Annotated in this window: 15 protein-coding genes; all 15 read right to left on the bottom strand. The window is 73.5% G+C overall.

The annotated features are described in order from the left end of the window. Window positions 1–382: 382 nt before the first annotated feature. Window positions 383–1,123 carry a VIT1/CCC1 transporter family protein gene (locus tag ACWD4U_RS24470; protein ID WP_363453035.1) on the bottom strand — a complete coding sequence of 247 codons (741 nt, stop codon included), beginning with the start codon at window positions 1,121–1,123 and terminating at the stop codon, window positions 383–385. Between the two features lie 187 nt (window positions 1,124–1,310). Further along, the gene (lgt, locus tag ACWD4U_RS24465; protein ID WP_363453037.1) at window positions 1,311–2,324 is read right to left on the bottom strand and encodes a prolipoprotein diacylglyceryl transferase; all 1,014 of its coding nucleotides are present in this window, start codon (window positions 2,322–2,324) and stop codon (window positions 1,311–1,313) included. An 83-nt stretch (window positions 2,325–2,407) separates the two neighbouring features. Next, window positions 2,408–3,265: a DsbA family protein gene (locus ACWD4U_RS24460; protein WP_363453039.1), complete on the bottom strand. Its 858-nt coding sequence runs from the start codon at window positions 3,263–3,265 to the stop codon at window positions 2,408–2,410. Between the two features lie 63 nt (window positions 3,266–3,328). Continuing rightward, entirely contained in the window at window positions 3,329–3,835 is a 507-nt protein-coding gene (locus ACWD4U_RS24455; RefSeq protein ID WP_363453041.1) for a MauE/DoxX family redox-associated membrane protein, read from the bottom strand. Window positions 3,836–3,965: 130 nt separating this feature from the next. Beyond that, complete coding sequence (locus ACWD4U_RS24450) at window positions 3,966–4,136, bottom strand: hypothetical protein (RefSeq protein WP_363453043.1); 171 nt, start codon at window positions 4,134–4,136, stop codon at window positions 3,966–3,968. A gap of 144 nt (window positions 4,137–4,280) precedes the next feature. Then, a complete protein-coding gene (trpA, locus tag ACWD4U_RS24445; RefSeq protein ID WP_363453045.1) occupies window positions 4,281–5,090 on the bottom strand; it encodes a tryptophan synthase subunit alpha in 810 nt (269 codons plus the stop codon). A gap of 1 nt (window position 5,091) precedes the next feature. Continuing rightward, window positions 5,092–6,324 carry a tryptophan synthase subunit beta gene (gene trpB, locus ACWD4U_RS24440; RefSeq protein WP_449787301.1) on the bottom strand — a complete coding sequence of 411 codons (1,233 nt, stop codon included), beginning with the start codon at window positions 6,322–6,324 and terminating at the stop codon, window positions 5,092–5,094. A 52-nt stretch (window positions 6,325–6,376) separates the two neighbouring features. Then, window positions 6,377–6,526 carry a tryptophan biosynthesis modulator TrpM gene (gene trpM / locus ACWD4U_RS24435; protein ID WP_449787296.1) on the bottom strand — a complete coding sequence of 50 codons (150 nt, stop codon included), beginning with the start codon at window positions 6,524–6,526 and terminating at the stop codon, window positions 6,377–6,379. Between the two features lie 9 nt (window positions 6,527–6,535). Beyond that, a complete protein-coding gene (trpC, locus tag ACWD4U_RS24430) occupies window positions 6,536–7,348 on the bottom strand; it encodes an indole-3-glycerol phosphate synthase TrpC (RefSeq protein ID WP_363453049.1) in 813 nt (270 codons plus the stop codon). Window positions 7,349–7,490: 142 nt separating this feature from the next. Continuing rightward, the gene (locus tag ACWD4U_RS24425) at window positions 7,491–7,952 is read right to left on the bottom strand and encodes a DUF2752 domain-containing protein (RefSeq protein WP_363453051.1); all 462 of its coding nucleotides are present in this window, start codon (window positions 7,950–7,952) and stop codon (window positions 7,491–7,493) included. Between the two features lie 93 nt (window positions 7,953–8,045). After that, window positions 8,046–8,294 carry an HGxxPAAW family protein gene (locus ACWD4U_RS24420; RefSeq protein ID WP_363453053.1) on the bottom strand — a complete coding sequence of 83 codons (249 nt, stop codon included), beginning with the start codon at window positions 8,292–8,294 and terminating at the stop codon, window positions 8,046–8,048. 155 nt (window positions 8,295–8,449) lie between these two features. Further along, complete coding sequence (locus ACWD4U_RS24415) at window positions 8,450–9,058, bottom strand: TIGR02234 family membrane protein (protein WP_363453055.1); 609 nt, start codon at window positions 9,056–9,058, stop codon at window positions 8,450–8,452. A gap of 514 nt (window positions 9,059–9,572) precedes the next feature. Then, the gene (locus ACWD4U_RS24410) at window positions 9,573–11,078 is read right to left on the bottom strand and encodes an anthranilate synthase component I (RefSeq protein WP_363453057.1); all 1,506 of its coding nucleotides are present in this window, start codon (window positions 11,076–11,078) and stop codon (window positions 9,573–9,575) included. 42 nt (window positions 11,079–11,120) lie between these two features. Further along, a complete protein-coding gene (gene hisI / locus ACWD4U_RS24405) occupies window positions 11,121–11,507 on the bottom strand; it encodes a phosphoribosyl-AMP cyclohydrolase (RefSeq protein WP_449787295.1) in 387 nt (128 codons plus the stop codon). A 52-nt stretch (window positions 11,508–11,559) separates the two neighbouring features. Then, window positions 11,560–12,051: a hypothetical protein gene (locus tag ACWD4U_RS24400; RefSeq protein ID WP_363453061.1), complete on the bottom strand. Its 492-nt coding sequence runs from the start codon at window positions 12,049–12,051 to the stop codon at window positions 11,560–11,562. Between the last annotated feature and the right edge of the window lie 166 nt (window positions 12,052–12,217).

Raw genomic sequence — 12,217 nt, 5'->3', positions numbered from 1 at the left:
ACGACGTTGGCCCTGATGCGATTTCGTGCAGGTTACATGATGCCCAAGATCCCGGGAAGTGGATTCCTGCGTCCATATCCCGGACACAATCCGCAGGTCACAGGGCGGATGGGGGGACGCGCAGCGCCGCGCATCCCCTCCAGTGTGCCCTCCGCCCGGACCGGCGAAACAGGGGCGAAACGCCCTCGGCACACCTCTGACGCGGGGGTGGCCTGCGATTCCGCTCCCGGGGGCCGACCCGGGATGGGAATGTGCGGGTCGACGGCCGGATGTCGAGACCAGGACAAGGCACCAGGGCCCGCCCATGTGTGGAACGTCACCCGGTCCAAGGCATAACCATGCAGTGCGCTGGGTGATTCCACAGGCCCGTTCGGGTCGCCGGTCAGCCGACCGCGCCGCCGATCAGCCGGCCGAGCAGGTAGGTCACCCCGGCCGCCGAGCCGCCCAGCGCCAGCTGCCGCAGTCCGCTGTACCACCAGCTGCGCGCGGTCACCCGGGCCACCACCGCGCCGCAGCCGAACAGGCCGAGCACCGCCAGCAGCGCGGCCGGCCACAGCGCGGTCGCCCCCAGCAGGTAGGGCAGCACCGGGATCAGCGCGCCCAGCGCGAAGCAGGCGAACGAGGAGCCGGCGGCGACCAGCGGCGAGGGCAGGTCCTCGGGGTCGACGCCCAGCTCCTCGCGGGCGTGCACCGCCAGCGTGGTGTCCGGGTCGGCGGACAGCTGCCGGGCCACCGCGTGGGCCAGCTCCTCGTCGACGCCGCGGGCCATGTACAGCTGCGCCAGTTCGGCGAGCTCGCCGTGCGGGTTGCGCTTGAGCTCGAGGCGCTCGGCCTCCAGCTCGGCCTCCACCAGCTCGCGCTGGGAGGCCACCGAGGTGTACTCCCCCGCCGCCATCGAGAAGGCGCCGGCCGCCAGGCCGGCCAGGCCGGTGAGCACCACGGTGCCCGGCGCGGCGGCGCCGCCGGCCACGCCGGTCATCAGGGCGAAGTTGGAGACCAGGCCGTCCATCGCGCCGAACACCGCCGGGCGCAGCCAGCCGCCGTTGACGTCCCGGTGGTGGCCCTCGGCGGGTATCCGCGGCTGCGGGCCCTCGGTCTGCGGTGCGGCGGTGATCGTGGTCATGGCTGTTGCTGCCCCTTCCGGACACGGCGGACTCCCCCCTGGCCGTGCACCGGCAGGGCTGCGCTCACCCTGTGAAAGTAACCCCTTGACCTGGGCATTTCCAGCAAAGTTAGCCTGCCCAAAGGCAGTTGGGGCCGTCTCCGCCGAGTCGGCGGGGACGGCCCCAACGGGGGTTCAACTTCCTTGCTCAGGAAGGCTTTTCGGAGTCCTTCGAGGTCTCCGGGGCGACCTCCTGCGGGGCCTGCTCGGGCTCCGCGGGCGTGTCGGACGGAACATCGGCGGACGGCGCCCCGTCGGCCGTCCCGTCGGCGGGCTCGGCGTCCTTCGCGTCCTTCGCGTCCTCGGCGGCCTTCGCCTCGGCCCGCTCACGGGTGGCCTGCGGGTCGATCGCGTCCGGGTCCTCGCGGCCGGGGCGGAGCCGGGCGGAGAGCACCAGGTAGACCACCGCGCCGACGAAGACCAGGATCGCCACCCAGTCGTTCAGCCGCAGGCCGAAGAAGTGGTGCGCCTCGTCGATGCGCAGCCACTCGGTCCAGAACCGGCCGACGGTGTAGGCGGCGACGTACAGCGCGAAGGCCCGGCCGTGGCCGAGGGTGAAGCGGCGGTCGGCCCAGATCACCAGCAGGGCGACGCCGACGCACCAGAGCGACTCGTAGAGGAAGGTCGGCTGGTAGACGCCGTGCACGACGGTGCCGTCCTCCAGCGTCTTGTCGATCTTCAGGCCCCACGGCAGGTCGGTGGGCCGGCCGTACAGCTCCTGGTTGAACCAGTTGCCCCAGCGGCCGCAGGCCTGGGCGAGCGCGATGCCGGGGGCGATCGCGTCGGCGTAGGCGGGCAGCGGGACGCCGCGGCGGCGGGCGCCGATCCAGGCGCCGACGGCGCCGAGGGCGATGGCGCCCCAGATGCCGAGGCCGCCCTGCCAGATCTTCAGCGCGTCGATCGGGTGCTTGCCCTCGCCGAAGTACAGCTGGTTGTCGGTGATGACGTGGTAGAGGCGGCCGCCGACCAGGCCGAACGGCACCGCCCAGACCGCGATGTCGCCGACGGTGTGCTTGCCGCCGCCGCGGGCGACCCAGCGCTTGCTGCCGAGCCACACGGCCACGACGACACCGATGATGATGCAGAAGGCGTAGGCGCGCAGCGGGATGGGCCCCAGGTAGAGGACGCCCCGCGACGGGCTCGGAATGTATGCGAGATCCATGGCACTGCCGACGCTACCGTGTCCCGCCCGGCACACCGGCACCGGAGCGGGTCACGGAAGCGTCACTCCTGTCCCGGCCCGCCCTACGGCGAGGGCGGGGTGTTGGACTCGGCGGCGGTCGACGACGGCGCCGGGCTCTGGCCGTGCGAGCCGGGGGTGCCCAGCGGCTTGCCCTGGTTGGCCTGGTCGACCCACTTCACCAGGTTCTCCGGGCTGATCTGCTCGTCGCCCTTCTTCGCGTAGATCGGCTCGCCGTTCAGCAGCACCGTCGGGGTGGACTTGTAGCTGGACTTGTCGAAGTCCTGCTGCACCGCGGAGACCCAGCCGCCGAACTGGTTGGAGTTGACGCAGTTCTCGAACTCGGGGGTGTCCAGGCCCGGCACCTGCTTGGCCAGGGTGATCAGGGTCTGCTTGTTGCCGAAGGAGTCCTCGGTCTCGTCGGGCTGGTTGCGGTACAGCACGTCGTGGTAGTCCCGGAAGTGCCCGGCGTTCTGCGCGCAGGCGAGCGCGTTGGCGCCGTACTTGGAGCCGTTGCCGCCCAGCGAGCGGTCGATGAACGAGACGATGTGGTAGTTCACGACCACCTTCCCGGCGTCCTCCAGCTGGTCGATGGTGGGCGAGAAGGTCCGCTCGAAGCTGCCGCAGGCCGGGCAGCGCGGGTCCTCGTACACGGTCAGCGTGGAGGGAGCGTTGCTCGCGCCGGACGGGATCACCAGGTTCTTGTCGCCGATCGCGCCGGCCGGGGCCGCGGCCGGGGTCTCCGGCTTGGAGCGCTGGTTCTGCACCACCACGCCGATCACCACGGCCGCCGCGATCACCGCGAGCACCGTGCCGCCGACGATCAGCTTCTTGTTCCGGCTCGCCCGCGCCTGCTCGGCGGCGCGCTCCTGCGCCATCCGCTCGCGGGCGGTGCGCTTGCCTTCTCGGTTCTTGTCGCTCATGGGGTGCTCTTGCCAGTCCTGGGGGTTCGGTTCTTCTGATCAGTGGTCAGCGGCCGTGCGGCGTCAGGCGGCCAGCCAGGCGTCCAGCGAGAGCTTGGTCCTGGGCCGGTAGATCAGCCACGCCGACAGCAGCAGGAACCCGGAGTCGCGCAGGATCTCCTGCAGGTACTTGGTCTGCGACTCGTCCACCGCGCCGCCGCCGCCGAAGCAGCCGCAGTCGATCGAGATGCCGCGGGCCCACGCCGAGGAGATGCCGGCGATGAACACGAGCAGCAGCGCCGCCGAGATCACCGCGACGATCCGGGTGCCCAGACCGAGCACCAGCAGCAGCGCCAACGCCAGCTCCAGGAAGGGGAGTCCCCAGCCGACCGGCTTCACCAGCGCCTCGGGGAGGATCTCGTACGCCCGCACCGCCTGCGCCGCCTCGGCCGGGTCGGAGACCTTCGCCCAGCCCGCCCAGCCCCACACCACCGCGAGGCCTAGCCGCACCGCCAGTCCGAACCACTCGGCCGCCGGGGAGTCCACCGCCCGGCGGACCGCCCGGCCGCGATCGGCCTGCTGACTGGCCATCAGTTCCCCCTCGGGCGTGCTGCCACCGTTTCCTGCCTGATGAACCGTAGGGGATGGCGGGTGGTTCCTCCACATTGGCGAGTTACGCCGTATGAGCGATACTAAACGGTCATACGTCCGAATTGACGGATCATCGGTCCGGCGCGTTGCAGGGGACCGCGGGCTGCCGGCACTCCACCGCCCGCTCCGCGCCCGCCCGCGCCAACTCCCGTTCCACGCCCCCGCTCCCGGCCAGCGCGGCGGCCAGCGCCAGCCCGGCCAACGCCGCCCGCCACAGCACCGACTTCTGCACCCACGCCACGCGCACGCCCTTTCGCCGACGAACCATCCGGGGGTTCAACGCCGGGGTCCCGGGCCCGGGTTTGCTGATTCACCCGTCGGGAGTAGACGAAAAACCGCCCGGGGAGCAGGAGTTGCTCCCCGGGCGGCTTCCACGGCCGTGCGGTCAGCGCCGGCGGACGCCCTCCGCCAGCTCGGCGGCCAACGCGCGCACCGCGTCGACGCCGGCGTCCGGGTCCGGGGCGTCCAGCAGGCGCTGCACGAACGCCGAGCCGACGATCACGCCGTCGGCGAAGGCCGCGACCTCCGCCGCCTGCTTCGCGTTGGAGACGCCGAGGCCGACGCAGACCGGCAGCGGCGTGGTGGCCCGGGTCCGGGCGACCAGGTCCTCGGCCATCGAGCCGACGGCGGCCCGGGTCCCGGTGACGCCCATCACCGCGGCGGCGTAGACGAAGCCGGAGCCGGCCGCGGTCACCTCGGCGAGCCGGGCGTCCTGGGAGGACGGGGCGACCACGAAGACGGTGTCGAGACCGTGCTCGGCGGCGGCCTTGCGCCACTCCGCGGATTCCTCGACCGGCAGGTCGGGCAGGATGCAGCCCGCTCCCCCGGCCGCGGCCAGGTCGGCGGCGAACCGGGCGGTGCCGTAGCGGTCCACCGGGTTCCAGTAGGTCATCACCAGCACCGGCACCGCCGGGTGGGCGGCGGCGACCTCGGCGACGGTGCGCAGCACGTCCTTGATCCTCACGCCGCCGCGCAGCGCGATGTCGTCGGCGGTCTGGATCACCGCGCCGTCCAGCACCGGGTCGGAGTGCGGCAGGCCGACCTCGACGGCGTCGCAGCCGCCCTCGATCAGCGCGTTGATCGCGGCGATGCCGCCGTCCACGGTCGGGAACCCGGCCGGGAGGTAGCCGATCAGGGCCGCGCGGCCCTCCGCCTTGGCGGCGGCGAGGGCGGTGGTGAGCAGGGTGTCGGCCATGTCAGTTGGTCCCCTCGGCGTCGTAGAGGCCGAAGTACTCGGCGGCGGTGTGCATGTCCTTGTCCCCGCGGCCGGAGAGCGAGACCAGGATGGTCGCCTCCGGGCCGAGCTCGCGGCCGAGCTCGAGGGCGCCGGCCAGGGCGTGCGCGGACTCGATGGCCGGGATGATGCCCTCGGTGCGCGACAGCAGGCGCAGGGCCTCCATCGCCGCGCGGTCGGTGACCGGGCGGTACTCGGCGCGGCCGGTGTCCTTCAGCCAGGCGTGCTCCGGGCCGACGCCCGGGTAGTCCAGGCCCGCCGAGATCGAGTGCGACTCGATGGTCTGGCCGTCCTCGTCCTGCAGCACGTAGGTGCGCGAGCCGTGCAGCACGCCCGGGTCGCCCTTGGTGAGGGTGGCGGCGTGCCTGGGGGTCTCGGCGCCCTCGCCGGCCGCCTCACAGCCGATCAGGCGCACGCCCGCGTCCGGGATGAACTCGTGGAAGATGCCCATCGCGTTGGAGCCGCCGCCGACGCAGGCGACCACCGCGTCGGGCAGCCGCCCGGTGCGGTCCAGCACCTGCTGCCGGGCCTCGATGCCGATCACCCGGTGGAAGTCGCGGACCATCATCGGGAACGGGTGCGGGCCCGCGACGGTGCCGAACAGGTAGTGGGTGGAGTCGACGTTCGCGACCCAGTCGCGGAACGCCTCGTTGATGGCGTCCTTGAGGGTGCGGCTGCCGGACTTCACCGGGATGACCTCGGCGCCCAGCATCCGCATCCGGGCGACGTTCAGGGCCTGCCGCTGGGTGTCGACCTCGCCCATGTAGATGGTGCAGTCGAAGCCGAACAGGGCGCAGGCGGTGGCGGTGGCCACGCCGTGCTGGCCGGCGCCGGTCTCCGCGATGATCCGGGTCTTGCCCATCCGCTTGGTGAGCAGCGCCTGGCCCAGCACGTTGTTGATCTTGTGCGAGCCGGTGTGGTTGAGGTCCTCGCGCTTGAGCAGGACCCGCGCCCCGCCCGCCTCGGCGGAGAACCGGTGGACGTCGGTCAGCGGGCTGGGCCGGCCGGTGTAGTCCTTGAGCAGCGCGTCGAGTTCGGCGGCGAAGGCCGGATCGGCCTTCGCCTTCTCGTACTCCTCGGCGACCTGCTCGACGGCGGCGACCAGCGCCTCGGGGATGAATCGGCCGCCGTAGGCGCCGAAGTAGCCGCGTGCGTCCGGGACCTGGGTACCCGGAAGGTGAAGCTCGGACATGATCCGTCCTCGGATGAAGGGTTGACGGCGTGCAAGGTGGAACGGGCGGCGGGATTCAGCCGCGGGTTCCGCGCCATCGGCGTCCGGGGACCTGTCCGGGCTCGCTGCCGATCACGTAGCGCACCCGCCGCCCCAGCACCCGGCGTGCGGGCGCGCGGCAGCCGCGCGGGCGGCAGCCGGGAGCGAGACGGGTGGCGATCGACATGGCGGAGGCTCAGCCCCGCCCGTTGTTGCGCAGCGCCGGGTGGGCCCCGGCGGCGACCAGGTCGGCGACCGCGGCACGCGGGTCGCGGCCGGTCACCAGGGACTCGCCGACCAGCACCGCGTCGGCGCCCTGGTTGGCGTAGGTGATCAGGTCGTGCGGGCCGCGGACCCCGGACTCGGCGACCTTGACGACGTGCGCCGGGATGGCGTCCACCACGTTGCCGAAGGTGTTCCGGTCGACCTCGAGGGTCTTCAGGTTGCGGGCGTTGACGCCGATGATCCGCGCGCCGGCGTCCACCGCGCGGGCGATCTCCTCCTCGTCGTGCACCTCGACCAGCGGGGTGAGTCCGATCGACTCGGCCCGCTCGATCAGCGAGACCAGCGCGGGCTGGTCCAGGGCGGCGACGATCAGCAGCGCCAGGTCCGCGCCGTGCGCCCGGGCCTCCCACAGCTGGTAGGCCGTGACGATGAAGTCCTTGCGCAGCACCGGGGTGTCCACCGCGGCGCGCACCGCGTCCAGGTCGGCCAGCGAGCCGCCGAAGCGGCGCTGCTCGGTGAGCACGCTGATCGCGGCCGCGCCACCGGCCGCGTAGTCGACCGCCAGGGCGGCCGGGTCCGCGATCGCCGCGAGCGCACCCTTGGAGGGGCTGGAGCGCTTGACCTCGCAGATCACCCGGACGCCGTCGCCGCGCAGCGCGGCCACGCCGTCCTTCGCCTCGGGTGCCTTGGCGGCGAGCTCCTTGAGCTCGTCCAGGGAGACCCGGGCCTGTCGCTCGGCGAGGTCCTCCCGGACCCCGTCGATGATCTCGTCGAGCACAGTCACGCGTGCGCCCCCATCGTTTCTTCTGGCTGGAGCCGGGGTGGGTGTTCGGGCACTCCCCGACCATTCGATGGTATCGGGCGCAGGGGGCGCATCCCGCATCCGCCCGGCGCGCGTCTCGATCGGCGGACCGCCCGCGCCGCCCTCACACCACCGGCGGCGCCAGCCCGACCCCGACCGGCAGGTTGCGCAGCACCGTGAACAGCGTGAGCAGGACGACCAGCAGGACGGTCTGCCGTCCGGTCATCCGGAAGCCCGGCTTGGGCAGGCCGCGCACCGCGGTGTAGACCCAGCGTCCCCAGAACGCCAGGAAGACCACCGCCAGCGCCACCACCAGCACGTTGTCGTGCAGCGCGGACAGCACGTCGCCGCGGGTCAGTGCGTGCACCGAGCGCAGCCCGCCGCAGCCCGGGCACCACCAGCCGGTCGCCTGCAGCACCGGACAGACCGGGTAGTGGCCCGGCGAGTTGGGGTCGACCAGACCGACGAAGGCGGTCGGCAGCGCGACGGCGGTCAGCGCGGCCAGCGGGGAGGCCAGCCGGCGCAGCGGCGAGCCCGCCGGGGCCGGCTGCGGGGCGGCGGGCTGCGGGGCAGCGGGAGCGTTCACGGCGATGATTGTGCCCCCGATCGGGCGCACTGCACCCGGAAAGGCGGAACGGCGGGCGCGCCGCCCGCCGTCCGAGGTGACACCGACGCCTGGTCAGCTCGCGGTGACCGCCGTGCGCTCCGCGGACTCCACCGGCGCGAAGTTCTTGCTGGCCGGCTTGCCCATGCCCGCCATCGACATCGCCTTGCCGACCACGCCGCCGATCAGGACCACGGCGATACCCGCGACGACCAGCAGGACGTTCGGGATGATCATGGCCACGCCGGCGATGCAGAAGCCGACGAACGAGATGGTCACGCCGGTCCAGGCGGCGGGGGTGTGGCCGTGCGCTGCTGACGACATCTTGTTGGTGCTCCTTGTATCTTCGGGGCCCGGTCGCGCGGTCCGGGGTGGCGCTCGACGGGGTTGACGCTCTCCATTGTGCCGGGCCGTACACGGCGTCCCCAAGCGGGGGCACTCTGGTGAGACGGAGCCCTCAGTCGACCCGGACGGAGCCCTCAGCCGGTCGGGTCCTCGCCGCGGTCCAGCGCCTTCCACAGGTCAGCGGGGGTGGTGGCGGGGGTGGTGACGGCCGAGCGGGCGGCCGCGGCGCGGGTCGGCGCCTCATAGCGCGAGCCCATCGCCGGCCAGGACCGGCCGAACCGCACCGTCAGCAGGCCGGCCAGGGCCAGCAGCACGCCGCCGGCCAGGGCGACCCAGGGCCACGCGGTGCGGGTGATCTGCTCGGCGTGGGCGCCGCTCACCGCCAGTTTGCTGGCCGCGGCGGCGTGCAGGCCGGCGGTGTCGCTGTTGCCGAGCAGTGCGCCCGCGACGGTGCCCAGGCCCGCCAGCACGGTCAGCGCCCCGACCAGTAGGCGGGCGCGGCCGCGGACCGCGAAGACCGCGACCATCGCCGCGAGCGCGACCATCGCCATCCCCGTCGGCAACCCCGTCAACGCGCTCCCCGTGGCACTCACCGCCAGCCGCCCGCCCTCCAGCCCCGCAGCGGTCCCCTCCGCCCACGTCCGCCCCACGGAGGTCAGCACCAGCACGGCCCCGAGCACGGTCAGCACCAGCATCAGCCCGAGGGCGCGCCGGGATTTCGCAGAAACAGCGGTCTCACTCACCCGACCAGTGTCCCCGACCCAACACCACCCCCACCACCAGCCCCTCCGCACGGCACCACGCTGCCGGCCCGCCACCCGCGAGAGCCACGACCCTGCGGGGCGCTGCGAACACCACCTACGGAGCGGCCCCCGGGGGCGGGGGTAAGGGGACGACATCCGGACTGGCCCGGCCGGCTCGCCGCAGGCGGGTGACAGGGGAGCCCACCGGGGCGGAGCCAGGACCGACACCCGGAGCAGCCCGGCCAGCCCGCCGCAGGCGGCCACGCCCACCCGGACGACTGCCCGCGCAGCGGCCCGCCGGGGTGGGATCAGGAGCGCCCGCTGAGCGGCCCGCCGGGGGCGGGGCCAGAGGCGACATCCGAAATGGCCCGGCCGCCCGCCGCAGGCGCAGGCAGGGAGCCCGCGGAGCGGGCCGCTGTAGGCGGGGTCAGCGGGGCGACATCCGAAATGGCCCCGCCGGCTCGCCGCAGGCGGCTGCACCTGCACGGGGCGCGGCGCAGGCGGGGGCGGGGGCTTAGCGGAGTGTGTTGGCGGCGGCCACTGCGCGGAGGACGGCGGTGGCCTTGTTGCGGCATTCGGTGTCTTCGGCGTGGGGGTCGGAGTCGGCTACGACGCCGGCGCCGGCTTGGACGTAGGCGGTGTGGTCGCGGATGACGGCGGTGCGGATGGCGATGGCGGTGTCGGAGTCGCCGGCGAAGTCGAGGTAGCCGACGCAGCCGCCGTAGAGGCCGCGGCGGGTGGGTTCGAGTTCTTCGATGATCTGCATGGCGCGGGGCTTGGGGGCGCCGGAGAGGGTGCCGGCGGGGAAGCAGGCGGTGAGGACGTCGAGCGCGGTGCGGCCCTCGGCGACGGTGCCGGTGACGGTGGAGACGATGTGCATGACGTGGCTGTAGCGCTCGACCTGCATGAACTCGACCACCTCGACGGAGCCGGGCGCGCAGACCCGGCCGAGGTCGTTGCGGCCGAGGTCGACCAGCATCAGGTGCTCGGCCCGTTCCTTGGGGTCGGCGAGCAGCTCGGCGGCGAGCTCGGCGTCCTCGTGCGGGGTGGCGCCGCGGTGCCGGGTGCCGGCGATGGGGTGCAGCATGGCGGCGCCCTCGGCGACCTTGACCAGGGCCTCGGGGCTGGAGCCGACCACGTCGAAGCCGCCGTCCGCGCCGCCGTCGGGGCCTGGGAAGCGGAAGAGGTACATGTAGGGGCTGGGGTTGGTGGTGCGCAGCACCCGGTAGACGTCGAGCGCGGAGGCCTCGCAGGGGGCTTCGAAGCGCTGCGAGGGGACGACCTGGAAGGCCTCGCCGGCCCGGATGCGCTCCTTCACCACGTCGACGGCCTTGCGGTACGGCTCGCCGCCGAACGGCGAGTGCGCGTCGACCGCGACCGGGGTGAAGGTGGCCAGGCCGGGGTCGACCGGGCGGCGCAGGTCGGCCTCCATCGCGTCCAGCCGGGCGACGGCGTCGGCGTGGGCCTCGTCGACGCCGGTGGCGAGGTCGTTGTGGTTGACCGCGTTGGCGATCAGCAGCACGGTGCCGTCGGCGTGGTCGAGGACGGCGAGGTCGGTGGCGAGCAGCAGGGTGAGCTCGGGGAGCTTCAGGTCGTCCGGGGTGAGGTCCGGCAGCTTCTCGAGGCGGCGGACCACGTCGTAGCCGAGGTAGCCGACCAGGCCGCCGGTGAGCGGGGGCAGGCCGTCGTCGGGGTGGCGGGGGGTGTGCAGGGCGGTGAGGGTGGCGCGCAGCACCTCCAGCGGGTCGCCGGAGACCGGGATGCCGACGGGGGGCTCGCCGAGCCAGCGGGCGCCGCCGTCCTGACCGACCGTCAGGACGGCGCCGCTGCGCACCCCGACGAACGAGTAGCGGGCCCAACTGCGGCCCTGCTCGGCGGATTCCAGCAGGAAGGTGCCGGGGCGTTCGGCGGCCAGGCTGCGGTAGACGCCGATCGGTGTGAGGCCGTCCGCGAGGAGCCGGCGGGTGACGGGGATGACCCGGGTGTCTGCGGCGAGCGTGCGGAAGGCCTCAAGGTCCATGGGACACCGATCAGATGAGAAGGGCGGACGGTCGGGGAAAGGCTACTGGGCGGCGAGCGGCAGGACGTCGGCGTCGAAGCAGGTGCGCTCGCCGGTGTGGCAGGCCGCGCCGACCTGGTCGACCTTGACCAGCAGGGTGTCGCCGTCGCAGTCCAGGGCGACCTGCTTGACGTGCTGGACGTGGCCGGAGGTGTCGCCCTTGACCCAGTACTCGTTGCGGCTGCGGCTCCAGTAGGTGCAGCGGCCGGTGGTGAGGGTGCGGTGCAGCGCCTCGTCGTCCATCCAGCCGAGCATCAGCACCTCGCCGGTGTCGTACTGCTGGGCGACGGCGGGGAGCAGGCCGTCCGGGGTGCGCTTGAGGCGGGCGGCGATCGCCGGGTCGAGGGCGGTGCTGCCGGGGGCGGCGGGGTTGGTCGACATGCGGTTCATTCTCGCAGGCCGTACGGGCCCGCCGGGCCCCGGCGTTCAGGATGCGGACGGATCAGTGGACGCTTCCGTCGGCCGCGGGGCTCTGGCAGCCGTCGGGCCAGACCACCTCCACGTAGAGCCCGGCGGCCCGGGCGGCGGCGACGGTCTCGGCGGTGGCGCTGCCGGGGCGGCCGTCCCAGACCGCGACGAGTTCGTCGATCATGCCGATCAGGGCCCGGCGGGTGTCGTCGCCGAGGCCGCCGTGCTCGGCCGGGGCGAGCCGGTGGACCGCGGTGGAGTGGTTGAGCAGCCTCCGGCGGGTGCGGCCGCAGCCGTCGCCCAGGAACGCACCGGTGCGGTGGGCGGTGGCGGAGACCACGGTCTCGATCTTGCCGCCGTGGTCCAGGACGGCCTGGGCGAACCAGGTCTCCGGCCCTTCGGCGAGGCAGCCGACGCCGACCAGGTCGTAGGCGGCGTGGCCGGTGACCAGCCGCCAGAGCTCGCCCCGGACCAGCATCTCGGTGATCTCGGACAGCCCCCGGTGCCCGGCGATGCCGACGCGCATGTTGTGACCCCTCGAAACTCAGGGCCGTGCCGCGTCCCAGGGTAGGCGACGCGCGGGCGGCGGGGCGCCGACGGTCCGTCAGCGCCCATAGCTCCGGGAGGAGGTGATCGCTGTGGCAGTCGATGCCCCCACAGCTCACCCTCGCCCACTACGTCCTCCATCCCGT

The sequence above is a fragment of the Kitasatospora sp. NPDC002522 genome, assembly GCF_053595195.1.
This window is presented reverse-complemented; position numbering and strand designations above follow the sequence as displayed.

Bases quoted from the DNA above. Each gene is read 5' to 3' on its own strand.
- ACWD4U_RS24470 (WP_363453035.1), bottom strand. From the start codon at position 1,123: ATGACCACGATCACCGCCGCACCGCAGACCGAGGGCCCGCAGCCGCGG.
- lgt (WP_363453037.1), bottom strand. From the start codon at position 2,324: ATGGATCTCGCATACATTCCGAGCCCGTCGCGGGGCGTCCTCTACCTG.
- ACWD4U_RS24460 (WP_363453039.1), bottom strand. From the start codon at position 3,265: ATGAGCGACAAGAACCGAGAAGGCAAGCGCACCGCCCGCGAGCGGATG.
- ACWD4U_RS24455 (WP_363453041.1), bottom strand. From the start codon at position 3,835: ATGGCCAGTCAGCAGGCCGATCGCGGCCGGGCGGTCCGCCGGGCGGTG.
- trpA (WP_363453045.1), bottom strand. From the start codon at position 5,090: ATGGCCGACACCCTGCTCACCACCGCCCTCGCCGCCGCCAAGGCGGAG.
- trpM (WP_449787296.1), bottom strand. From the start codon at position 6,526: ATGTCGATCGCCACCCGTCTCGCTCCCGGCTGCCGCCCGCGCGGCTGC.
- ACWD4U_RS24420 (WP_363453053.1), bottom strand. From the start codon at position 8,294: ATGTCGTCAGCAGCGCACGGCCACACCCCCGCCGCCTGGACCGGCGTG.
- ACWD4U_RS24410 (WP_363453057.1), bottom strand. From the start codon at position 11,078: ATGGACCTTGAGGCCTTCCGCACGCTCGCCGCAGACACCCGGGTCATC.
- hisI (WP_449787295.1), bottom strand. From the start codon at position 11,507: ATGAACCGCATGTCGACCAACCCCGCCGCCCCCGGCAGCACCGCCCTC.
- ACWD4U_RS24400 (WP_363453061.1), bottom strand. From the start codon at position 12,051: ATGCGCGTCGGCATCGCCGGGCACCGGGGGCTGTCCGAGATCACCGAG.